The sequence below is a fragment of the Actinomyces sp. 594 genome, from assembly GCF_019325145.1.
In the GTDB taxonomy this organism is placed as follows: Bacteria; Actinomycetota; Actinomycetes; order Actinomycetales; family Actinomycetaceae; genus Actinomyces.
The window spans coordinates 22,589-45,873 of record NZ_PIZC01000034.1; the positions used below are offsets into that span (position 1 = coordinate 22,589).

Annotated in this window: 19 protein-coding genes; 17 read left to right on the plus strand and 2 right to left on the minus strand. The window is 69.4% G+C overall.

What is annotated here, in order from left to right; genetic code table 11:
• The first annotated feature begins 123 nt into the window (after positions 1 to 123).
• The 16 genes from GZ998_RS04595 (at position 124) to GZ998_RS04670 (ending at position 19,076) form a co-directional block, all read left to right on the plus strand.
• Positions 124 to 1,422 (plus strand): geranylgeranyl reductase family protein, encoded by a 1,299-nt coding sequence (locus tag GZ998_RS04595; RefSeq protein ID WP_219109174.1) that lies wholly within the window; start codon positions 124 to 126, stop codon positions 1,420 to 1,422.
• Positions 1,419 to 1,778, plus strand: a complete 360-nt coding sequence (gene ndhC / locus GZ998_RS04600; protein ID WP_219109175.1) for an NADH-quinone oxidoreductase subunit A — start codon at positions 1,419 to 1,421, stop codon at positions 1,776 to 1,778. Before GZ998_RS04595 ends, ndhC begins: the two co-directional genes overlap by 4 nt.
• Before the next feature lie 13 nt (positions 1,779 to 1,791).
• Positions 1,792 to 2,412, plus strand: coding sequence for an NADH-quinone oxidoreductase subunit B (locus GZ998_RS04605; RefSeq protein WP_161924628.1), 621 nt, complete (start codon positions 1,792 to 1,794; stop codon positions 2,410 to 2,412).
• Positions 2,409 to 3,179: an NADH-quinone oxidoreductase subunit C gene (locus GZ998_RS04610; RefSeq protein ID WP_219109176.1), complete on the plus strand. Its 771-nt coding sequence runs from the start codon at positions 2,409 to 2,411 to the stop codon at positions 3,177 to 3,179. The genes GZ998_RS04605 and GZ998_RS04610 overlap by 4 nt, the downstream gene beginning before the upstream one ends.
• Positions 3,179 to 4,558, plus strand: coding sequence for an NADH-quinone oxidoreductase subunit D (locus GZ998_RS04615; RefSeq protein ID WP_162679862.1), 1,380 nt, complete (start codon positions 3,179 to 3,181; stop codon positions 4,556 to 4,558). The genes GZ998_RS04610 and GZ998_RS04615 overlap by 1 nt, the downstream gene beginning before the upstream one ends.
• On the plus strand, positions 4,558 to 5,283 hold the full coding sequence (nuoE, locus tag GZ998_RS04620) for an NADH-quinone oxidoreductase subunit NuoE (RefSeq protein WP_161924626.1): 726 nt from the start codon (positions 4,558 to 4,560) through the stop codon (positions 5,281 to 5,283). The genes GZ998_RS04615 and nuoE overlap by 1 nt, the downstream gene beginning before the upstream one ends.
• Before the next feature lie 71 nt (positions 5,284 to 5,354).
• Positions 5,355 to 6,641 (plus strand): NADH-quinone oxidoreductase subunit NuoF, encoded by a 1,287-nt coding sequence (gene nuoF, locus GZ998_RS04625; RefSeq protein ID WP_162679903.1) that lies wholly within the window; start codon positions 5,355 to 5,357, stop codon positions 6,639 to 6,641.
• A 4-nt stretch (positions 6,642 to 6,645) separates the two neighbouring features.
• Entirely contained in the window at positions 6,646 to 9,360 is a 2,715-nt protein-coding gene (locus GZ998_RS04630; protein WP_219109177.1) for an NADH-quinone oxidoreductase subunit G, read from the plus strand.
• The gene (gene nuoH, locus GZ998_RS04635) at positions 9,357 to 10,805 is read left to right on the plus strand and encodes an NADH-quinone oxidoreductase subunit NuoH (protein WP_219109178.1); all 1,449 of its coding nucleotides are present in this window, start codon (positions 9,357 to 9,359) and stop codon (positions 10,803 to 10,805) included. Before GZ998_RS04630 ends, nuoH begins: the two co-directional genes overlap by 4 nt.
• On the plus strand, positions 10,798 to 11,508 hold the full coding sequence (gene nuoI, locus GZ998_RS04640; RefSeq protein WP_162679859.1) for an NADH-quinone oxidoreductase subunit NuoI: 711 nt from the start codon (positions 10,798 to 10,800) through the stop codon (positions 11,506 to 11,508). Before nuoH ends, nuoI begins: the two co-directional genes overlap by 8 nt.
• Complete coding sequence (locus tag GZ998_RS04645; protein ID WP_219109179.1) at positions 11,505 to 12,476, plus strand: NADH-quinone oxidoreductase subunit J; 972 nt, start codon at positions 11,505 to 11,507, stop codon at positions 12,474 to 12,476. Before nuoI ends, GZ998_RS04645 begins: the two co-directional genes overlap by 4 nt.
• Complete coding sequence (gene nuoK, locus GZ998_RS04650) at positions 12,473 to 12,778, plus strand: NADH-quinone oxidoreductase subunit NuoK (protein ID WP_161924621.1); 306 nt, start codon at positions 12,473 to 12,475, stop codon at positions 12,776 to 12,778. Before GZ998_RS04645 ends, nuoK begins: the two co-directional genes overlap by 4 nt.
• Positions 12,779 to 12,791: 13 nt before the next feature.
• Positions 12,792 to 14,813, plus strand: a complete 2,022-nt coding sequence (gene nuoL / locus GZ998_RS04655) for an NADH-quinone oxidoreductase subunit L (RefSeq protein ID WP_219109180.1) — start codon at positions 12,792 to 12,794, stop codon at positions 14,811 to 14,813.
• A gap of 14 nt (positions 14,814 to 14,827) precedes the next feature.
• On the plus strand, positions 14,828 to 16,414 hold the full coding sequence (locus GZ998_RS04660; RefSeq protein ID WP_219109181.1) for an NADH-quinone oxidoreductase subunit M: 1,587 nt from the start codon (positions 14,828 to 14,830) through the stop codon (positions 16,412 to 16,414).
• Positions 16,411 to 17,973, plus strand: a complete 1,563-nt coding sequence (gene nuoN, locus GZ998_RS04665) for an NADH-quinone oxidoreductase subunit NuoN (RefSeq protein ID WP_219109182.1) — start codon at positions 16,411 to 16,413, stop codon at positions 17,971 to 17,973. The genes GZ998_RS04660 and nuoN overlap by 4 nt, the downstream gene beginning before the upstream one ends.
• A complete protein-coding gene (locus tag GZ998_RS04670; protein ID WP_162679854.1) occupies positions 17,970 to 19,076 on the plus strand; it encodes a polyprenyl synthetase family protein in 1,107 nt (368 codons plus the stop codon). Before nuoN ends, GZ998_RS04670 begins: the two co-directional genes overlap by 4 nt.
• A gap of 28 nt (positions 19,077 to 19,104) precedes the next feature.
• On the opposite strand, the gene GZ998_RS04675 is transcribed toward GZ998_RS04670, so the two are convergent.
• Together GZ998_RS04675 and GZ998_RS04680 are read right to left on the minus strand one after the other, a co-directional pair.
• Complete coding sequence (locus tag GZ998_RS04675; protein ID WP_162679853.1) at positions 19,105 to 19,473, minus strand: hypothetical protein; 369 nt, start codon at positions 19,471 to 19,473, stop codon at positions 19,105 to 19,107.
• Between the two features lie 43 nt (positions 19,474 to 19,516).
• Complete coding sequence (locus tag GZ998_RS04680; protein WP_219109183.1) at positions 19,517 to 20,857, minus strand: hypothetical protein; 1,341 nt, start codon at positions 20,855 to 20,857, stop codon at positions 19,517 to 19,519.
• Between the two features lie 913 nt (positions 20,858 to 21,770).
• Between GZ998_RS04680 and GZ998_RS04685 the strand changes: the two genes are divergently transcribed.
• Positions 21,771 to 23,258: an FAD-dependent oxidoreductase gene (locus GZ998_RS04685; RefSeq protein ID WP_219109184.1), complete on the plus strand. Its 1,488-nt coding sequence runs from the start codon at positions 21,771 to 21,773 to the stop codon at positions 23,256 to 23,258.
• Positions 23,259 to 23,285 lie beyond the last annotated feature (27 nt).

Consider the following 23,285-nt stretch of genomic DNA (forward strand, 5'->3'; position numbering starts at 1 on the left):
TAATGTCTCGGCAGGTCCCGGTCTGTTGCAGGGCTGCCGGGTTCCGGCTGCCCTCCCCGGCAGTCGCAGGACAGTTCCAACATCCCGATCCGCACGAGTGGCACGCGAAGGAGGCGCGCAGTAATGGCAGCAGCCGCAGGCGATCTCAGTGCTGACGTCGTAGTTGTGGGCGCCGGCCCCGCGGGCTCCTCCGCCGCCTACCACCTGGCCAGGCTGGGACTGGACGTGCTGCTGCTGGAGCGTCAGGAGCTCGGGCGGGACAAGGTCTGCGGCGATGGGCTCACCCCCGCTGCCGTGCGCGAGCTGGTGCGCATGGGCGTGGACACCTCCACCTGGCAGCGCAACCAGGGGCTGCGGGTAATCGGTGGCGGACACCTTCTGCACATCCCCTGGCCGGAGCAGCCCAGCCTGCCCTCCTACGGCCTGGCCCGGCGCCGCAGCGAGCTGGATCGGGACCTGGCCACCCGCGCCGTAGCCGCCGGCGTCCGCCTGATCAACGGCGTGACCGCAACTGAGCCGGTCACCAGTGCCGCGGGCCGCGTCACCGGCGTGAGGATCGCTCCCACCCCGCGCAGCCCGGAGCCGGGTATCGAGGCCCCGGCCACCGTGCGCGCCCCGCTGGTCATGGACGCCGGCGGTGTCTCCGCCCGCCTGGCCACCGCCGCGGGCCGCCGGAAGAACGAGCGCAGGCCGCTGGGAGTGGCCGTGCGCGCGTACTTCCGCTCCCCGCGTGCCGACGACGCCTGGATGGAGTCCCGCCTGGAGCTGTGGGACGGCCCCGCCGGGCGCTCCGACCTGCTGCCCGGCTACGGCTGGATCTGGAGCGTGGGTGACGGCCTGGTCAACGTGGGCCTGGGATCGGTGGCCTCGACGCCGGCCGCGGCCTCTGCACGCGGCATCGACTACCGCGCCGTTTTCAACCGCTGGCTGGAGCACGTGCCTGCCGCCTGGGGCTTCAGCCCCGAGAACCGGGTGGGCCGCGTCGCCTCCGCTGCCCTGCCCATGGCCTTCAACCGCAAGCCCCACTACGCCGACGGGCTCATGCTGCTGGGCGACGCCGGCGGCATGGTCTCCCCCTTCAACGGGGAGGGCATCGCCCAGGCGCTTATGGCGGGGCGCCTGGCCGCCGAGGCTGCCGCGCAGGCCGCGGCCCGCACCACGGCATCCGGGCGCGAGCTCGCCCTGGCCCAGTACCCCGCCGCCCTGGAGGCGCAGATGGGCGGCTACTACACGCTCGGGCGCATCTTCGTCGCCCTGATTGAGCACCCTGAGGTGATGCGCGTGTGCACCCGCTACGGGCTGCCGCGCAAGCGCCTCATGCGGCTCGTCGCCAAGCTCCTGTCCGATGGCTGGGAGCGCCGCGGCGGCGACGGAATCGACCACTTCATCCAACTTCTGACAAGGATGGTGCCGGCAGCATGAACCCGTACGTCTCCCTGCTCATCATGGCGGCAGTCGCCATGGTCGTCGCCATCGGCGGCCTGGTGCTGTCTGCGATCCTGAGCCCGAACCGGCACAACCGGGTCAAGGTCGCCAACTACGAGTGCGGCATTGACCCCACCCCCACCAACATCGACCAGGGCCGGTTCCCCGTGTCCTTCTACCTGGTCGGCATGACCTTCATCATCTTCGACGTCGAGGTCGTCTTCCTCTACCCGTGGGCCACCGCCTTCACGCAGCTGGGCTTCTTCGGGCTGAGCGCCGCCCTCGCCTTCATCGCCCTGATCACGGTGCCCTACCTCCTGGAGTGGCGCCGCGGCGGCCTGGACTGGGAGTAAGGGAGCAAGCCCGATGAACATGCGTGAGTACAACGAGAAGATGCTCCACATCCCCTCCAAGCGGGATGACCTGCAGGCGCAGGCGCTGGAGAGCGTTGAGGGGCCCGGCTTCATGCTCACCACCGTGGAGAAGCTGGCCGACCTGGCGCAGGCGCGCTCGCTGTGGCCGGTGACCATGGGCCTGGCCTGCTGCGCCATCGAGATGATGGCCACCGGTACGCCCCGCTTCGACATGGCCCGCTTTGGCTGGGAGGTCTTCCGCGCCTCGCCGCGCCACGCCGACGTCATGATCGTCTCCGGCCGCGTCTCCCACAAGATGGCGCCGGTAGTGCGCAACGTCTACGACTCCATGCCCGAGCCCAAGTGGGTCATCTCCATGGGGGCCTGTGCCTCCTCCGGCGGCGTGTTCAACAACTACGCCGTGGTCCAGGGCGCCGACCACATCGTCCCGGTGGACATCTACCTGCCCGGCTGCCCGCCGCGCCCGGAGATGCTGCTGGGTGCCATGCTCGAGCTCACCCGCCAGATCGAGCGCAAGCCGATCTTCGCCCACCGCGAGGAGATCGCCCGCGCCGTTGAGGCCGCCGCCCTCAAGGCCGTCCCCACCGCCGAGATGAAGGGTCTGCTCGCATGACCGCCAACGCTGGGAACGCTGAGAACAACGCCGTTTCCGACGCCGTCGCCGAGGCCGCCGCCGTACCGGAGGTTGCCGGCCAGCCGGTGCGCGAGGAGCTGCGGCTGGAGGTCATCGGCACGCACACCGGCCAGTTCGGCGCCGGTGACGCCGGCGACACCACCGGCTACGGGGGCACCACCAGCGTGGTCGCCCTCGCCCCGGCGTCCACGCGCCCCTACGGGGAGTGGTTCGATGACGTCGTCGACGCCCTCATCGAGGACCTCACGGAGGCCGGGGTGGACCCCGCCGCGGCCATTGAGAAGGTGGTGGTGGACCGCGGCGAGCTGACCCTGTTCATCACCCGCGAGCACCTGCTGGACGTGGCCCGCCCGCTGCGCGACGACCAGGACCTGCGCTTCGAGCTGTGCCTGGGCGTGACCGGCGTGCACTACCCGGGCGACGCCGGCCGCGAGCTGCACGCCTGCTACGAGCTGATCTCCCTGACCCACGGCGCCCGTGACCTGCGCCTGGAGGTCACCTGCCCCGAATCCGACCCGCACGTACCCTCGCTGGTACCGGTTTATCCGGGCAATGACTGGCACGAGCGCGAGGCCTGGGACCTGATGGGCATCGTCTTCGACGGCCACCCCAACCTGACGCGCTCGGCCATGCCCGACGACTGGGTGGGGCACCCGCAGCGCAAGGACTACCCGCTCGGAGGCATCCCCGTGGAGTACAAGGGCGCCTCAACCGCTACCGCCGACACCCGGAGGTCATACCGCTGATGAGCACACTGCACGCCACCGGCCCCGCCACCGATGACCTCACCGACGGCGCCCCCCAGTTCACCGCCAGCGGCGGGGACTGGGATGACATCGCCGCCCAGATCGCCGCCCGCGACGAGGCCGACCGCCTCCAGCGCGACCGCGTAGTGGTCAACATGGGCCCGGTCCACCCATCCACGCACGGGGTGCTGCGCCTGGTGCTGGAGACCGACGGGGAGACCGTCACCGAGCTGCGTGCCGGCACGGGCTTCCTGCACACCGGCATTGAGAAGAACATGGAGTACCGCACCTGGGTGCAGGGGGAGACCTTTGTAACCCGCATGGACTACGTGGCCCCCTTCTTCCAGGAGGTCGGCTACGCCCTGGCGGTGGAGAAGCTGCTCGGCATCACCGATGACGTCCCTGAGAAGGCGACCGTGGCCCGCGTGGTGCTCATGGAGCTCAACCGCATCGCCAGCCACGTGGTGGCCATCGGCTCGGCCGGCAACGAGATGGGCGGCACCACGCTGATGACCATCTCCTTCCGGTGCCGTGAGAACATCCTGCGCGCCTTCGAGATGGCCTCCGGGCTGCGTATGAACCACGCCTATGTGCGCCCCGGCGGCCTGGCCCAGGACCTGCCGGAGGGCTTCACCGACTTCGTCCGCTCGGTCATGCCGAACATCAAGAACGACCTGGGCGAGCTGGAGTCCCTGCTCATGGCCAACCCGATCCTGAAGTCCCGGTTCGTCGGGATCGGCGAGATGAGCCTTTCCGCCGCGATGGCCATGGGGCTGACCGGGCCGTGCATCAGGGCCGCGGGCTACCCGCTGGACATGCGCAAGCTGCGCCCCTACTGCGGGTATGAGACCTATGACTTCGAGGTCCCCGTGTACGACCGCTCCGACTGCTACAACCGGCTGCGGGTCCGCTTCGACGAGTGCTACCAGTCCCTGAAGATCGTCTCCCAGGCACTGGATCGGCTCGACGAGATCGCCGGGCGCGGGGACGACCCCTCCAACACCACGATGGTGGCCGACCCGACCATCGCCTGGCCCGCCCGCATGGCCGTCGCCACCGACGGGCAGGGGCAGTCCCTGGAGCACGTCAAGGAGATCATGGGCACCTCCATGGAGTCCCTGATCCACCACTTCAAGCTCGTCACCCAGGGTTTCCGGGTGCCTGCCGGGCAGGTGTACCAGACGGTTGAGCACGCCAAGGGCGTCCTGGGCATCCAGGCCGTCTCCGACGGCGGCACCCGCCCCTACCGGGTCCACTTCCGGGACCCCTCCTACTCCAACCTGCAATCGCTGGCCATGATGAGCGAGGGCGGCATGATCGCCGATGTCGTGCCCTCCCTGGCCTCGATCGACCCCGTCCTGGGAGGCGTGGACCGCTAATGAGCACCCTTGAGAACACCCCTGCCCCGGCCGACGCCGCCGGGATCGCGCTCGGCTACGCCCCGGACGTGGCCGCGCAGCTGGACGCCGATATCGCCGAGATCATGTCCCGCTACCCGTCCGGGTACGAGCGCAGTGCCATCATCCCCATGCTGCACCTGCTGCAGAGCGTGGACGGCTACGTCTCTCCGGCCGGCATCGCGCTGGTCGCCCAGAAGCTGGAGCTGACCCGCTCCGAGGTCTCCGCCGTGGCGACTTTCTACAGCCAGTTCCGCCGCCACCCCGCGGGGGAGTACCACGTGGGTGTTTGCACCAATGCCCTGTGCGCCGTCATGGGAGGCGACGAGGTCTGGCAGGCCGTCAGTGAGCACACCGGGCTCGGCAGCGACGAGACCAGCGCGGACGGCCGCATCAGCCTGGAGCGCGTGGAGTGCAACGCGGCCTGCGACTACGCCCCCGTGGTGATGGTCAACTGGGAGTTCTTCGATAACCAGACCCCCGCCTCCGCCGTCGACCTGGTGACACGACTGGAGCGCGGCGAGGACGTGACCCCCACCCGTGGCCCGGAGACCGTGCCGACCTTCCGGGAGAACGAGCGGCTGCTGGCCGGATTCGAGGACGGCCGTGCCGACGAGGGCGTTGCCGCCGGCGAGTCCAGCCTGCGCGGCCTGCGGCTGGCCCGTGAACACGACTGGACGGCACCCACCCAGGAGGAGGACAAGTGAGTGAGCAGACGCCCGGCTCCGCAGAGCCGGCCTTCACCGCGCCGGGAACACTCACCCCGGTCGTCACCGACATGTGGGACAAGCAGCGCTCCTGGACGCTGGACGCCTACCGGGAGGCCGGCGGCTACCGGGGCCTGGCCCGGGCCAAGACCATGAGCTCGGCAGAGCTGATCGAGCTGGTCAAGGCCTCCAACCTGCGCGGCCGCGGCGGCGCCGGCTTCCCCACCGGGCTGAAGTGGTCCTTCCTGCCCGCCCCGGACGGCCTGCCCCGCTACCTGGTGGTCAACGCCGATGAGTCCGAGCCCGGCACCTGCAAGGACATGCCCACCCTGATGGCCAACCCGCACGCCCTGGTGGAGGGCGTAGCCATCACCTCCCGCGCCATCGGCGCCGACCGTGCCTTCGTGTACGTGCGCGGCGAGGTCGCCCACGCCTACCGCCGCCTGCTGCACGCCATCCACGACGCCACCGACGCCGGCCTGCTCGACGACGGCTTCGGCCTGGACGGCAGCCAGCCGCTCAAGATCGTCGCCCACGCCGGTGCAGGCGCCTACATCTGCGGTGAGGAGACGGCGCTGCTGGACTCCCTGGAGGGACGCCGCGGCCACCCGCGCCTGCGCCCCCCGTTCCCCGCGGTGCAGGGCCTGTACGCCCGCCCCACCGTCATCAACAACGTCGAGACCATCGCCTCCGTGCCCGGGGTGCTGGCCCGCGGCGCCGCCTGGTACTCATCCATGGGCACCGAGCGCTCCAAGGGGCACGGCCTGTTCTCCGTGACCGGGCACGTGGCCAATCCTGGGCAGTTCGAGGCGCCCTTCGGCATCACCATGCGCGAGCTGATTGAACTGGCCGGCGGTGTCCGGGCGGGCCACGAGCTGAAGTTCTGGGTGCCGGGCGGCTCGTCCACCCCGATCTTCGGCCCCGAGGAGCTGGATGTCCCGCTCGACTACGAGTCCGTGGTCGGTGCCGGCTCGCTGCTCGGCACCCGCGCCCTGCAGGTCTTCGACGACACGGTCTCGGTGGTTCGCGTGGTGTCCCGGTGGACCGAGTTCTACCAGCACGAGTCCTGCGGCAAGTGCACCCCGTGCCGCGAGGGCACCTACTGGATGCGGCAGATCATGACCCGCCTGGAGGCGGGCCTGGGCGAGCCCGGCGACGTGGAGAAGCTGGAGGACATCGCCGCCAACATCTCCGGCCGCTCCTTCTGTGCCCTCGGCGACGCCGCCGCCACCCCGGTGCTCTCCGGCATCAAGCGCTTCCGCAGCGAGTTCGAGGCCGGCTACACCACACCCGCGGCCGAGCTGTTCCCCCACGCGGCCTCCTCCATTGTCAACAGCCAGGCTCAGAGCGGACGGTGACCAGATGACTGACACGGTCAACATCACGATCGACGGCATGAACGTCGAGGTGGACAAGGGCACGCTGCTGATTCGGGCCGCGGAGCAGGTGGGCGTGCGCATTCCCCGCTTCTGCGACCACCCGCTGCTGGCGCCCTCGGCCAACTGCCGCCAGTGCCTGGTGGAAGTCGCCATGCCGGGGCGCGACGGCGTCGTGCGCCCCATGCCCAAGCCGCAGCCCGCCTGCGCCATGACCGCATCAGAGGGGATGGAGGTCTCCACCCAGGCCACCAGCCAGGTGGCCGCCAAGGCCCAGGCCGGCACCATGGAGTTCCTCCTGATCAACCACCCACTGGACTGCCCGGTGTGCGACAAGGGCGGCGAGTGCCCCCTGCAGAACCAGGCCCTGGAGCTGATGACCTCCGGCGCGCAGGCGGCCACCCGCTTCACCGACGTCAAGCGCACCTTCCCCAAGCCGCTGCGCCTGACCAGCAACATCCTGCTCGACCGCGACCGCTGCATCCTGTGCCAGCGCTGCGTGCGCTTCGCCGACCAGATCGCCGGTGACCGCTTCATCACCCTGCAGGGACGCGGCGGCGGCCACGCCGGCGGGGAGGTCACCGGCGGGCTCTACTCCGAGCAGATCGGCCGCTTCGACTCCGGCGTCCTGGACTTCCACGATCCCGCGGCCGTCGCCTCGGGGCACACCCAGACCGTCCGCGGCGGGGAGCACCTGGTCCCCGAGGACGACCTCGCCGGCCCCGGTGGGCAGCCCGGCGTCGTCGACGGCACCGTATATGGTCCGGGCACGCTCGGTGGGGCCGAGGAGCTGGACGTGTCCGGACGGCCCTTCGCCTCCTACTTCTCCGGCAACATCATCCAGATCTGCCCCGTCGGCGCCCTGACCAGCGCCCGCTACCGCTTCCGGGCCCGCCCCATGGACCTGGTCTCCACGGACACCGTCACCGAGCACGACGCCTCCGGCTCCGCCCTGCGCGTGGACATGCGCCGCGGCGTGGTGCTGCGCCGCCTGGCCGGCAACGACCCCGAGGTCAACGAGGAGTGGATCACCGACAAGGACCGCTTCGCCTTCCCCTGGTCATCCCTGGATGACCGCCTGGACGTCCCGCTCGTACGCGATGAGGCCAGCGGAGAGCTGGTGCCCACCTCCTGGTCCGACGCCCTGGACGTGGCCGCCCGCGGACTCGCCGGGGCGCGCCGGGACGGCGGCGTGGGCCTGCTGCCAGGAGCTCGCCTGACCCTTGAGGACGGCTGGGCCTGGTCCCGGTTCGCCCGCACCGTGCTGGGCACCAATGACATCGACCAGCGTGTGCGCGCCCACTCTTCCGAGGAGGACTCCTTCCTGGCCGCCCGGGTGGCGGGCACCGGCCTGGGCACGGTCACCTACCGGTCGCTGGAGAGCGCCGGCCAGGTGCTGCTGATCGCCCTGGAGCCGGAGGACGAGTGCGGGTCCCTGTTCCTGCGCCTGCGCAAGGGCGTGCGCGCCGGCGGCGTCAAGGTCGCCACCGTGGCCAGCCTCCGCTCGGCCGGCTCGCGCAAGCTCGACGCCGAAGTGGTCCTGGCCGTCCCCGGAACTGAGGCGCGCGCCGTCGCCCTGCTGTCCCAGACCCACCCCGAGCTGACCCGGGCCCTGGGCGGGGAGGGTGCCACCATCCTGGTGGGGGAGCGGGCCGCGGCGGTTCCCGGATTGCTGTCCGTGGTGGACACGCTTGCCAATGCGACCGGCGCCCGCCTGGCGTGGGTGCCGCGTCGCGCCGGTGAGCGCGGCGGCATTGAGGCGGGTCTGCTCCCGCACCTGCTGCCCGGCGGGCGCCCCGTTTCCGACGCCGCCGCCCGTGCCGAGGTGCAGCAGCTGTGGGCCCCGCCTGGCGGTATCAGCGCCCCCGACCCGCTGCCCGCGCAGCCTGGACGCGACACCACTGCCATACTGCACGCGCTGGCCGACGGTGAGCTCGGTGGGCTGGTGGTCGGCGGCGTCGACCTGCGCGACTTCCCCGATCCGGGGCTGGCCCGTACCGCCCTGGCATCCTCCGGCTTCACCGTCCAGCTGGAGGTGCGCCGCAGCGAGGTCAGCGAGCACGCCGACGTGGTGCTGCCGGTGGCCCCGCCGGGGGAGAAGAACGGCACCTTCGTCAACTGGGAGGGACGCGTGCGGCCCTTCGGGCAGGCTCACGTGTCCCGCGCCCGCACCGACCGGCAGGTGCTGGCTGCCCTGGCCGCCGAGATGGGCGTGGACCTCGAGGTCGACACGCTTCAGGAGGTGCACGCACAGGTGGACGCACTGGGCCTGTGGGGCGGGGATCGCCCCCGGGTCAGCTTCACCCCGGCTCCTGAGGCCCCAGACGCTTCGGCACAGGCGCCCGGCCGCTCCACGGTCAGTGGCCTGGACGCCGTACTGGCCACCCACAAGCCCATGCTCGACGCCGGCCGCCTGCAGGACGGTGAGCCCTTCCTGGCCGCCACGGGCCTGCGGCCCACGGCGCGTGTCGGCGCCGACCTGGCTGCTCGGCTGCACCTGGTCGGCGGCGAAGCAGTCGACGTGACCACCGCGGCCGGCACGATTACGCTTCCGGCCGCTGTCGGCGCAGTCCCCGACGGGACCGTCTGGCTGCCGGAGTGCTCGCCCGGCTCCACGGTGCGCCAGAGCCTCGGCGTCGGCCACGGCGCCCGTGTGTCCCTCTCACTCACCACTGCGGACAGCCCGGAGGTGGCCCAGTGAACCCGATCGGAATTGCCAGCAGCTCACGCGTCCCGGCGGCCCTCGCCGCGCAGGGCGGCGGCGTGGTCGCCGACTTCACCGAGGAGACCTGGTGGCTGACGCTCATCAAGGCCGTGTTCATCATGGTCTTCCTGATCCTTAGCGTCATCGTCGCCATCTGGGCCGAGCGGCGCGTCCTGGGGCGCATGCAGACCCGGCCCGGGCCAAATGTCAACGGTCCGCTCGGCCTGCCGCAGCTGGTGGCGGACGCCGCCAAGCTGATCATGAAGGAGGACTTCTGGCTCAAGGGTGCCGAGAGCCTCATCTACATCCTGGGCCCGGTCATCGCTGCCTTCAGCGCCTTCATGATCTACGCGGTGATCCCCTTCGGCCCGCAGGTAAGCATGTTCGGCCACTCCACGCCGCTGCAGCTGACGGACTTCCCCGTCTCCGTGCTGTACGTGCTGGCGATCACCGGATTCGGCGTGTACGGCATCATCCTGGGAGGCTGGTCCACGCACTCCACCTACCCGCTGTTCGGTTCTGTCCGCTCGGCTGCGCAGGTCATCTCCTATGAGCTGAGCATGAGCCTGTCGATCTTGACGGTCTTCCTCGCCTCCGGCACCATGTCCACCTCCGGCATCGTCGGCGCGCAGGAGCGCCTGTGGTGGTGCGTGGCCATGATCCCCAGCTTCCTGATCTACGTGGTCTCCATGGTCGGTGAGGTCAACCGCCTGCCCTTCGACCTGCCCGAGGCGGAGGGTGAGCTGGTTGCCGGCCACATGGTGGAGTACTCCTCAATGAAGTTCGCCTGGTACTACCTGGGCGAGTACATCAACATGTTCAACGTCTCCGCCGTGTGCACCACCCTGTTCCTCGGCGGCTGGCGCTCCTTCATCCTGGCCAGCTTCTGGGACGGCGCCAACTCCGGCTGGTGGCCGATGCTGTGGTTCATCCTCAAGGTCTGGTGCGTCATGTTCTTCATGATCTGGACCCGCGGGACGCTGGTGCGCATCCGCTACGACCACTTCATGAAGTTCGGCTGGAAGTTCCTCATCCCCGTCGCCCTGGTGTGGTTCGTGCTGGTCGCCATCGTGCAGGGCTACCGGTCCTTCTCCGGTGGCTCCACCCAGGGGCTGCTGCTGGTGCTGGCCGCCATCTTCCTGGTGGCCATGGTGATCCTGCTGGTGCTGCCCGCGGGCGAGGAGGACGAGGACCTCCCCGCTGCCGGTACTGGCCGGGAGCTGGCGGACACGGATGCCGTCACCGTTCCGGGTGAGGAACTGGACGCTTTTGCCGGGGGCTTCCCGGTACCGCCGCTGCCGGGCCAGAAGCTGCCGCCGTCACCGCGTGCCCGCCGCGCCCGCCGCTCTGCCGCACCGGTGCTCGACGCCGCCAGCGACGTCTCCCTGACTGCGGCTGCCACCGACTCCGACGTCACCGCTCAGGAGGGAACCGATGACTGACCCAACACCCCAGGAGTCCCGCCCCGGGGACCGGGAGGGCGCCGACCACGACCAGTGGCTGCGCGACGAGCCCAGCGCCCTGGGACGCGTTTTCGCCCCCGTGGCCGGCTACGGGGTCACGCTGTCCTCCATCTTCCGCCCCACCGTCACGGAGCTGTACCCCTTCGAGAAGCCGGTGCTGATGCCGCGCTACCACGGGCGCCACCAGCTCAACCGCTACGACGACGGCCTGGAGAAGTGCATCGGCTGTGAGCTGTGCGCCTGGGCCTGCCCCGCAGACGCCATTTACGTCGAGGCCGCGCCCAATGCGCCGGGGGCGCAGTACTCACCTGGCGAGCGCTACGGCCGCGTTTACCAGATCAACTACCTGCGTTGCATCTTCTGCGGCCTGTGCATTGAGGCCTGCCCCACGCGCGCGCTGACCATGACCCACGAGATCGACGAGCTGGTCGGCCCCACCCGCTCCGGCCTCATCTACGAGAAGCAGGACCTGTTGGCGCCAGTTCCCGAAGGCGCCCTGGCCGCCCCCCACCCAATGGTGGAGGGCACCGAGGATGGCGACTACTACCGGGGTGCCGTCACCGGCCCCACGCAGGACCAGGTCGACTGGGTGCGTGAGAACCGCCCCGATGACCCCACGCTCACCTCCGTACGCACGGTTCCCGCACCCGCGAAGGCCCCGAAGGAGGCGGTGCACTCATGACGCTCATGAACCCCCTGCCCGCGACCCTCACCGCGGACGGCACCCTGTCCGGCGGTGAGACGGTCCTGTTCGCCGTCGTGGCCGTCATCATGGTTGCCTGTGGCCTGATCCTGCTGACCGCGAAGCGCGCCGTGAACGCCGCCGTGAGCATGATCCTGATCATGATCTGCCTGGCGGCACTCTACGTCGCCAATGAGGCCCCCTTCCTGGGGGTCATCCAGGTGGTCGTCTACACCGGCGCCGTGATGACGCTGGTGCTGTTCGTGATCATGCTTGTGGGTGTGGGCGGAGACGAGCCGGTCGCCACCCACAACGCAGCCACCAAGTGGCTGCTGACGCTGTTCGGAGTCGGCTTGGTGGCTGTGATCGCCGCGGTTGTGTGGCGAACCGCCTTCCCCACCGCGGTCGGCCTGGCCGACGGCGACGAAGCCAGCCCCCAGTCGCTCGCAGTGGTCCTGTTCGGCGACCACGTGGTCACCATGGAGCTGACCGGGATCCTGCTGATCACTGCCGCGGTTGGAGCACTGACCCTCACCCACCGGCAGCGGGTCCGCCCCCGCCTGTCCCAGCGCGACCGGGTGGACGCCCGGATGCGGGCGTATGCCAGCTCCGGCACCCACCCGGGGCAGAAGCCCATGCCCGGCGTCTACGCGGCCACCAACAGCGCCGCCGCACCCGCCCTGGCGGCCTCCGGCGAGGCGCTGGAGGAGTCCGTGCCGCGGGTGCTGCGGGTACGGGACCAGGCGCTGGAGCTGTCCGAGGTGTCCCCGGAGATGGGCGCGGCTCAGCGCGCCGGTCGCATCACTCAGCGGGAGGACGCCACCGTCGGTCGCTCAGGCATGCCGGCAATGCCGGGCGCCCCCGCGCCCGTTGTCACCCAGCCCGTCGCCCCGGCGGCAGCCGCCGCGTCGCCCGGCTCTGCGGCCGCCGGTGAAGCGCCGGCAGAAACCGAGGAGGAGCACAAGTGAGCGTCCCCATTACCGCCTATGTTGTGCTCGCCGGGGTGCTGTTCACCCTGGGTGCCCTGACCGTGCTGCTGCGGCGCAACGCGATCATCGAGCTGATGGGCGTGGAGCTGATGCTCAACGCCGTCAACCTCGTGCTGGTGACCTTTTCCCGCATGTACGGGGACCTGAGCGGGCAGGTGTTCGCGTTCTTCGCCATCGTCGTGGCCGCGGCGGAAACCGTCGTCGGACTGAGCATCGTCGTGTCCATCTTCCGTACCCGCAGGTCCACGTCGGTTGACGACCTGAACCTGCTCAAGCACTGAAGGAGCCGAGATCATGACCGCATCCCCTCTCGTGCTCTCCACCGGGCTGCTCGCGAGCCAGTCCGTGGTTGGTGCCGCCGCGCCCGCCACCGGTGCGGCCGCGCTGGCCTGGCTGCTGATAGCCGTGCCCGCGGCCTGCGCCGCCATCCTGCTGCTGCTCGGCCGGGCCGCCGACGCCTGGGGCCACTGGCTGGGCGTGGCTGCCGCCGCATTCAGCGCCTGCCTCGGCCTGGTCATCCTCGCCCAGGTGCTGGGCCTGGACGCCGCCGACCGAGTTGTGGGCGTGCCCCTGTGGCGCTGGTTCGGCGCCGGAGACCTGGACGTGCGCCTGGGCCTGCGCCTGGACCCGCTGTCGCTGACCTTCGTGGTGCTGGTGACCTGCGTCGGCTTCCTCATCCACCTGTACTCGGTTGCCTACATGGCCCATGACCGGGACCGGCGCCGGTTCTTCGCCTACCTGAACTTCTTCATCGCCGCCATGCTCACCCTGGTACTCGGCGACTCCTACATCGCCCTGTTCATCGGCTGGGAGGGCGTGGGCCTGGCCTCCTACCTGCTCATCGGCTTCTGGAACACCGCCGACGCCGACGCCCCCCAGGCGGAGCAGTTCACCAGCCGGGAGAACGCGGCCGCCGCCAAGAAGGCCTTCATCATGAACCGCATCGGCGACGTCGGCCTGCTGCTGGCCATGATGGCCTGCATCGCGCAGGTCGGCTCGGTCGCCTACGACGCGGTGCTGCCGGCCGCCCAGGAGGGGGCCATCTCCACCGGATGGCTCACCGCAATCGGCTTCAGCCTGCTGCTGGCGGCGTGCGGAAAATCCGCCCAGTTCCCCCTGCAGGCCTGGCTGGGTGACGCCATGGCGGGCCCCACCCCGGTGTCCGCGCTGATTCACGCCGCCACCATGGTCACCGCCGGCGTGTACCTGATCGTGCGCTCGGGCGCCGTATTCGAGGGCGCCCCCGACGCCCAGCTGGCCGTCGCCGTCGTCGGGGCCATCACCCTGGTGCTGGGCGCCGTCATCGGCTGCGCCAAGGACGATATGAAGAAGGTGCTGGCCGCCTCCACCATGAGCCAGATCGGCTACATGATGCTCGGCGCCGGCCTGGGGCCGATCGGCTATGCCTTCGCCATCTTCCACCTGCTCACCCACGGCTTCTTCAAGGCCCAGCTGTTCCTGGGCGCCGGCAGCGTCATGCACGCGATGGGCGACCAGGTGAACATGCGCCGCTTCGGCGGCCTGCACCGCGCCATGAGGATCACCTGGGTCACCATGGGAATCGGTTGGCTGGCCATCCTCGGGATCCCGCCCTTCTCCGGGTTCTGGTCCAAGGACAAGATCATTGAGGCCGCCTTCGTCGGCGAAGGCGCCCGACCCTGGATCCTGGGCACCATCGCCCTGCTAGGCGCCGGGCTCACCGCCTTCTACATGTCGCGGCTGTTCTTCATGATCTTCCACGGCAGCCCCCGGTGGACCACCGCCAAGGACATTGAGGGTGAGGTCCACCCCCACGAGTCCGGCTGGATGATGACGCTTCCGCTGATCATCCTGTCCGTCTTCTCCCTCGGCCTGGGTGGGGCGCTGACCATGGGTGACGCCTTCGTCACCTGGCTGGAGCCGGTCACCGGGCATGCCGCGCACGGCGAGCCCGTCCTCCCGGCCACCGCGATCATGGGGGCCACGCTCGCCCTGGTGATTATCGGCGTCGTCGTCGCCTGGGCCCTGTACGTGCGGCGGGACGTGCCCACGGTGGTGCAGCGCGCGAACCTCCTGGTGGAGGCCGCCCGCCACGACATGTACCAGGACACGATCAACGAGGCAGTAGCCATGCGGCCCGGTCAGGGGCTCGTCCTCGCCGCGGGGGCCGCGGACCACTACGTCGTCGACGGCGCCGTAGAGGGGCTCGCCAAGGGAACCGGGGCGCTCGGCCGGCTCACCGCCCGCACCGAGTCCGGATACGTCCGCTCCTACGCCGGCTACATGCTCGGAGGGACGGTCCTAGCACTTATCGCCGTCCTGGCCAGCAGGTTCTGAGAGGACACGACCACATGCAGCCCATGAATGAAACCTTTCCCATCCTGACTGTCATGGCGGTCGTCCCGCTCGCCGGGGCACTGCTGCTGTGGCTGATGCCCCCGCTGCGGCGCCAGGGGCGGGTCATCGGCCTGCTCTTCTCCCTGGCCACGCTCGGTGTAGGCATCTGGGCGCTGACCCGCTTTGACATGGCCCAGGCCGGCGCCACGCAACTGGCCGAGACCCACTCCTGGATCCCGCTGCTGGGCGTGTCCTGGGCGCTGGGCGTGAACGGGCTCGGCCTGGCCATGCTGCTGCTGACCGCCTTCCTGGTGCCGCTTGTGCTCCTGGCCAGCTGGGGAGAGGTGCCCGCGGACCAGCAGTCCCTGTTCAGCGGCCTGGTGCTGGTGCTGGAGGCCTTCGTCGTGGTCATCTTCGCGGCCCGCGACGTCTTCCTGTTCTACATCTGCTTCGAGGCCATGCTCGTGCCGGTGTACTTCCTCATCGGGCGCTTCGGCGGTGAGCGCCGGCGTCGCGCCGCCCTGAAGTTCCTGCTGTACTCGCTGGCAGGCGGGCTGGTCATGCTCGTGGGGGTAGTCGCACTGTTCGTCTACGGCCCCGGCGGTGAGGGCGCCTACCTGATTGAGAACCTGACCGGCCGGATAGGCGGATCCACCGCCGCCGGGAGGTGGATCTTCATCTCCTTCTTCGTCGCCTTCGCCATTAAGGCACCCATGGTGCCGCTGCACACGTGGTTGCCGGACACCGCGGAGCAGGCCACACCGGGCACCTCCGTGCTGCTGATCGGTGTGCTGGACAAGATCGGCACCTACGGCATGGCCGCGCTGGTGCTGCCCCTGTTCCCGCGCGAGTCCGCCTGGGCCGCGCCGGTAGTGCTGGTACTGGCCGTGATCGGGATCATCTACGGGGGCCTGGCCGCCATCGCCCAGGACAACCTGTACCGGCTGATCTCCTACACCTCCATCAGCCACTTCGGCTTCATGGTGCTAGGACTGTTCATCGGCAACCAGATCGCCGCGACCGGCGCCATGGTCTACATGGTCGCCCACGGGCTGTCGATCGCCGGCCTGTACCTGGTTACCGGCTTCCTCGCCCGCCGCACCGGCACCGTTGCCATTAGCGAGCTCGGCGGCATCCAGCGGGTCATGCCGCTGATCGCCGGCACCTTCCTCATCTCCGGCCTGGCCTCCATCGCCCTGCCGGGGCTGAGCGGATTCGTTCCGGAGTGGATGGTGCTCACCGGCACCTTCTCCGAGTCGGTGCCGCTCGGGATGATCGCCGTGCTCGGCGTCATCATCGCCGCCGTGTACGTGCTGCTGCCCTACCAGCGGGTGTTCACCGGCGCTCCCGCCCGTGAGCGCGTGGGCAGCGCCGACCTGGACGGCCGCGAGAAGCTCGTGCTGGTACCGGTTATCGCCGCCATGCTCGCACTCGGGCTTGCGCCCGCCGTGCTGACCGACGCCTTCGAGGACGTCGCGGCGCAGGTTGCCGCTGCGCTGGATGCCACCGGAACCACGGCGGCCCAGGCCGTCTCGGCTACCGCCCCCGCCCCGGCAGACCCCGCCGTCGCCGTCGTGATCGCAGAAGGGAACACGAAGTGAGCCTCACCGCCCCGGTCATCGAATGGGCCGGCCTCACCCCGGTACTGATCATCCTGCTTGCGGGCGTCATCGGCGTACTTGCGGAGGCGTTCGTCCCCCGCGCCGCTCGCCCGGTCGTACAGGCCATGCTGAGCCTGCTGGCCGTTCTCGGCGCCGGCGTGGCACTGGCGGGCCGCTGGTCCATCGTGTCCCCCGGCATCGGCCGCCAGCTGGCCACCGGCATCGCGGAGGACCCCTTCGGGGTAGCCGCCCAGGGCATTGTGCTGGTGATCGGCTTGCTTGCCATCCTGGTGATGGCCGACCGCACCACCGCCGACGACGGCGCCTTCGCCGCCCAGGCCGCCGACCGCCCCGGCAGCGCCGAGGAGGCCGAGTCCCTGCACGCCCGCTGGGTGTCCACCGAGATGTTCCCGCTGACCCTGTTCTCGCTGGGCGGCATGATGCTGTTCCCGCTGGCGGACGACATGATCACGCTGCTGGTCACCCTGGAGCTGGTCTCGCTGCCCCTGTACATAATGGCGGCCATGGCGCGCCACCGCCGCCTGCTCAGCCAGGAGGCCGCCCTGAAGTACTTCGTGCTGGGAGTATTCGCCTCGGCCTTCCTGCTGATGGGCGCCGCCTTCCTGTACGGGGTGTCCGACTCGCTGTCCTACAGGGCGATCGCCTACGCCATCGCCGGCGGGGGAGCGCTCGGTATGGACTGGCTGGCCCTGGCCGGGGTCGTGCTGGTGACCATCGGCCTGCTGTTCAAGACAGCAGCTGCGCCGTTCCACGCCTGGAGCCCGGACGTCTACCAGGGTGCTCCCACCCCGGTCACGGGCTTCATGGCGGCCGGGGTGAAGGCCACTGCCTTCCTCGCCCTGGTGCGCTTCTACTACGTGGTAGGCGGCGTACTGGGCTGGGACCTGGCCCCGTTCCTGTGGGCTGTTGCCATCTTGACCATGGCCGTGGGCACCGTGGTCGGCGTGGTGCAGACCGATGTGAAGCGCATGCTGGCCTACTCGGCGATAGCCCACGCCGGCTACATGCTCATCGGCATCATTGCCTGGAACTCTATCGGCGTGAGTGCGCTGATGCTGTACGCCCTGACCTACGGCATCGCCACCGTCGGCGCCTTTGGGGTGGTCACGGTGGTGCGGGAGAGCCACGACGGCGCCCCCGGCGCCGAGGCCACGGACCTGAAGGCCTTCGCCGGTCTGGGGCGGCGCAGTCCCTGGCTGGCCGGCGCCATGACCGTATTCCTGCTGTCATTCGCCGGTATCCCGCTGACTGCCGGATTCGTGGCGAAGTTCGAGGTGTTTATCGCGGGTGTCGTAGGCGGGGCTACCTGGCTCGTCGTCGCCGCGGTGATCAGCTCTGTGGCCACTGCCTTCTTCTACATGCGACTGATTGTGCTCATGTTCTTCCGCGAGCCGGAGGGGGAGCGGGTGGCCGTCGTCGACTCCATGGGGCCGACTGCGCTGGCGATCGGCTTGGCGGCCGTCGGTACCGTGCTCATTGGCGTCCTGCCCCAGGCCGTAGCGGGGGCGCTGGCTAACGCCGCTATGCTCCTACCGTGATTGGAACGCTGCCCCTCAGCCTCCCGCAGCTCGAAGAGCGGATCGTACCGGGACTCGAAGCCATTGAGGCGCGCCTGCTAGAGGTCGTCAGCAACGCCGACGAAACCATTAACGCACCGACCTCTCACCTGGCCGCGGCCGGCGGGAAGCGGCTGCGCCCCGTGCTCACGCTGCTGACGGCTCACCTAGGTGACCCGGGCCTGGCGGTCGACGAACCCGTGCTGGACGCGGGCGTCGCCGTCGAGCTCACCCATATCGCCACTCTCTACCACGATGACGTAATGGATGAGGCGCCCCTGCGCCGCGGTGCCCCCAGTGCCCAGACGGTATGGGGCAACTCGGCGGCGATTCTCACCGGGGACGTGCTGGTGGCCCGGGCATCCCAGCTCGTGGCCGCACTCGGCCCGCAGGCGGTGCTGGCGCACTCCAAGACCTTTGAGCGGCTGTGCATGGGCCAGCTGCATGAGACGCTGCCGCGCCCGGCAGGTACGGACCCGGTGGCGCACTACCTGCAAGTACTGGCGGACAAGACCGGCTCTCTCATTGCCGTGTCGGCGCGCTATGGCGCCATGCTCTCCCGTGCGGGGGAGGCCACCGAGGCGATCGTGGAGGCGTTCGGGGAGAAGATCGGGGTGGCCTTCCAACTCGCTGACGACTGCATCGACCTGACCAGCGATACTGCCACCACCGGTAAGACTCCGGGCACGGACCTGCGGGAGGGCGTGGACACCATGCCGGTGCTGCTGCTGCGGCAGGCCCTGGCGGCGGGCGAGCTCGACGCCGCCGGGCAGTCGATCCTGGCCACTCTCTCCGGCGCCGACCTGTCCGACGATGCGGTGCTGGCGGACGTCGTGGCCCAGCTGCGCGTCCACCCGGTTCTCGCCCGCACCCGGAAGATGGCGATGGATTGGGCGGACCAGGCCGTCGCAGTGCTAGACGGCCTGGAGGACGCGGTTCTGGCCGGCACCGTAGAGCGTCTGGACGCCGGAGGCATTACGGGAGAGGAACGTGACGCGGCCCTTGCCGACGCACGGCAAAGGGTGGCCCTGGTACGTGATGGCATGGTGCAGTTCGCGCACCTGCTGGTGGACCGCGCCGCCTGACCCGCTCCCTTGCGGACGTCGGTAGCAGTCAGGTGCCAATGCCAGTATCGGTAAGGGCATTGCCGGAGACGAGGGCCGCACGAGGAACTGGCTGCCCCGCATCCCATCCAGGGGGCTTAGTCGCGCCACTGGGCACCGCCCAAGTGGTCGGGCCATTGAGGTCGACGACGGGGCGCAGCCCATCCCTGCCCAACAGCGCGTCATGCACGTGGGCGGTGCCGGCCAGGTAGTGGTCATCCACGGCGGTTATTGCGGAGGAGCCGCCGGCGCCGGCCACAGCATTTCCGAGGAGAAGTCTTCGGGGCAGGACTCCGGCGATGGCGGTGTCGGCGCTGGCGGTGCGCGGTAGAAGAATGGGGATGCGGTGCCCGACGCCCTGCCAGCGAGTCCGCACCAATGGCACACCCGGGCCGGTGGACGCTGTGCGCCGGGACTGCCGGTTAGGTCAGCCAGTCGGTGGCGGCGTGGAAGGTGCAGGTCCCGCCCCGGCTGTAGAAGTAGCCGGCACCGACCTCGGAGACGGCTAGCGTCTGCGGCTCGCGATCGATTCCGTCCTCCTCGGTTCCAAGCCTGGCAGTGGCCAGTTCCTCGCCGGTGGCGAGATCGATCAGGTGCAGCTCATGCGCGGCGGAGGGATAGGCCGCATAAACCACATCGCGGTGGACGGCGAGCGCTGCGGGGATGGTGTCCCCGGCGTCCGCGGACAGGGACAGTGTCGCCGTTGGCGAACCGAGGGGGCGCACGTCCAGCGCCGAATCGGTGCGTACGACCGAGTAGCCGCCCGTCTCCCACACCGTCGGGCGCGCGTCCAGCGCGCCTACGGGAGGCTGATCAGCCAGGGTCACCTCCTCGCCGGTGGTCACGTCCATGATGCGCCAGGCGTCGTAGGCGGTCTCCAACCAGTACAGCCAGGAGCCCAACAAGTAGGTGTCCAGGTTGTTCTCCTGGGTGACTAGGTTGCCGGACTCGAATGAGTAGACGATATAGGGCGGGTATGCGCCCTCGGAGTAGGAGGAGCTCGCCGTGCCTGTCAGTAGCGCGTCGCCGCTTACCTGGTGGAGGGTGTCATAACCAACTTGATGCGGATCCTTGAGGACAATCTCCATCGACTCGGTGTTGATGGCCCAGATGCGGGTGTCGCCACGGATTTTTCCGGTACCGATGCCCAGGTTGGTGCCGTCGGCGTCTAGCGCCATCGTCCAGTTGCCGATTGTCGTATCGACCGCGGCGTCGACGTCTAGCGCCAGCACTTCCACGACAGCCGCAGCCTCCAGATCCACCTTGAGCAGATGGGCATGCCAGGCGGATTCCTGAGTCACCCCGGTGCGGACCGCCGTGACGACGACATAGCCGAAGTGGGCAGCGGCGTCGACGACCATGATTTCATCGGTGAGAATTTGAGCCGGTCCGACCTGCGGCGCGAGGTTCTGAAGCTCTTCGGCGGAGCCCATGGCTACCAGTTCCATGGAGCCGGCGTCGGCGCCGTCGGCTGTGAAATACCAGTAGTTCATGGCGGATGGATCCCCGTACCACCAGGTGTTGCCGCTGCTACCCACTAGGTAGCTGCCACGGAGTCGGCTGAACGACTCGGGATGGAAGTCTGATCCCGGCAGATTCCCGGCGTCGGCGAAGCCCACGGGGACGCGAGCCGGGGGCGCCGGGGTCGGTGAAGCGGCCGTGGATGCGGTGGCGCGGTCCGACGACGTCCGCGAACCGCATGCGGTGAGGATCGGGAGGGCGGTGGCTGTCAGTGAACTGAGCAGGAAGTGGCGGCGTCTCATGGTTGTCCTAGGCGCGGAGCGACGAAATGTCTCGATACTATATCGGCGCCTTGTCGTCGTGGGGAGACTCGGGTGAGACGGCAGTCTGTTGTTCGTGTTGGAGAGTGTGGCGGGCTGGGGGTGTCTGCTACGCGGGTTGGGCGTTAACAACGCTACTTAACGGCCTGCTGTATACCTCGCAGCCCTTCAGCAGGCCGTTAACGGGCGTTGTTAACCTCGAAGTGGCGTTGTAGACGATCCCGCTTCCGGGCGGGGGATGCCGGCGAACGACTCCCGGGGGTGCGTGCAGCCGACTCGGGTGCGGGGGCGGAATGATGCTCCTATGGTTGTCAAAATTGATGACAAACACCGCCTACGGCCGCTGGTGCCGATCTGACACCCGCATGATTCCAACGTTCTGTTCGCGGCCGCTGCCGCCTCCTACCTCGTTTGTCATAGATCTGGACACTTCGGGCCGCCACGCACGGGACTCGGTGCCGGCAGAGAGTCGCATCCAGCCGACCCCTCGGCCTAAGCGCCCGAGATCACCCCGGAATCCACCTCCACACCCGCAAACCGGAGGAGTCACGTCACCTAGCGAATCGCAGGTCCGTCGCCATGGCGCACGAATCGTCGTGGTTTGAGCCGCGCAGTGCTGCGTCTGCATGCTTCCGGACGGGCGACAAGAACGAGGAGGTCAGCGGGAATGGGATTCGCCACTTCTACCAACCTCGGTACGTAACGTCTACCGGTCTCGGTGTGTTACTTGTGCCGGTCTCGGCGAGGGGGGAGAGGGGGCAGAGGCCAGTGAAGTGGGCGGGATACACGCCACACCGCGGTTGATGAGCACCCGCATACACTTGGGTCGACCTGAGCAGCGCACCGCCCGGTGCTCGCCCGGCCATCCAGCCTTAGTCACCAGAAACGAAGACCAGTGAACGCACGCCCTCTTAATGTCGCCGTCATCGGAGCAGGCCCCGCCGGTATCTACGCCTCGGACATCCTGTCGAAGTCGGGCCTGGACGTGAACATCGACCTGTTCGAGCGCCTGCCTGCCCCCTACGGCCTGGTGCGTTACGGCGTGGCCCCGGACCACCCACGCATCAAGCAGATCATCGTGGCCCTGTACAAGATCCTGCAGCGCGGCGACATCCGGCTGATCGGCAACGTGGAGGTCGGCCGCGACATCAGCGTCGCCGAGCTACGCGAGCACTACGACGCCCTGATCTTCTCCACCGGCGCGGATACCGACGCCCCCCTGGACATCCCCGGTATCGACGCTCCCGAGTCCTACGGCGGCGCCGACTTCGTCTCCTGGTACGACGGTCACCCCGACCATCCGCGCACCTGGCCGCTGGAGGCCAAGGAGGTTGCCGTCATCGGCGTCGGCAACGTCGCCCTGGACATCTCCCGCGTCCTGGCCAAGCACGCCCGCGACCTGATGACCACGGAGATCCCCGCGAACGTGGCCGAGTTACTGCAGCAGTCCCCGGTCACCGACGTGCACGTCTTCGGTCGCCGCGGCCCCGCCCAGGTGAAGTTCACCCCCCTGGAGCTGCGGGAACTGGGCAAGCAGCCCGATGTGGACGTCACCGTCGATGAGGAGGACTTCGAGTACGACGAGGGCTCCCGCGAGGCCCTGGCCGCCTCCAACCAGCAGCGGCAGGTGGTCAAGGCCCTGGAGAACTACGCCATGCAGGAGCCGGAGGAGCTGACCGCCTCCCGGACCATCCACATCCACCTGTTCCAGGCGCCCGCCGCCATTCTCACCGATGAGGCCGGGCACGTGCGCGCCCTGCGCACCGAGCGCACTCGCCTGAACGGTGACGGCACCGTCTCCGGCACCGGCGAGTTCCGGGACTGGCCGGTGCAGGCCGTCTACCGCGCCGTTGGCTACGCAGGCAGTCCCATTGAGGGCCTGCCCTTCGACGCCGACCGGCATGTGATCCCCAACGCCGGCGGCCGCGTGCTCGACGATGATGGCCAGACGCTGACCGGCATCTACGCCACCGGCTGGATCCGCCGCGGCCCGGTCGGCCTGATCGGCTCCACCAAGTCCGACGCCCAGGAGACAATTACGAACCTGGTTGCCGATGCCAACGCCGGCCTGCTGCACGCCACCACCGACGACGCCTCCCAGGTCGGCCACGACGCCCTGCTGGCGCTGCTCGACTCCCGCGGCGTGCCCTACACCACCTGGGAGGGTTGGGAGCTGCTGGACGCCTACGAGCGCGAGCTGGGCGAGGCCTACGGTGAGGTCACGGTCACCGGCGGTGACGCCAAGTCGCGCGAGCGCGTCAAGGTTGTTGCCCGTGAAGCGATGACCGCGATCTCCCGCAGCACCGAGGCCCCCGCCGACCTCATCGGCCAGCCGGATCCCGATCGCGTGCCCGAGCGAGTTGCACACCGCCTGCAGGACTGACGGTCCGGTCGGGGCGGTAGGCTGAGG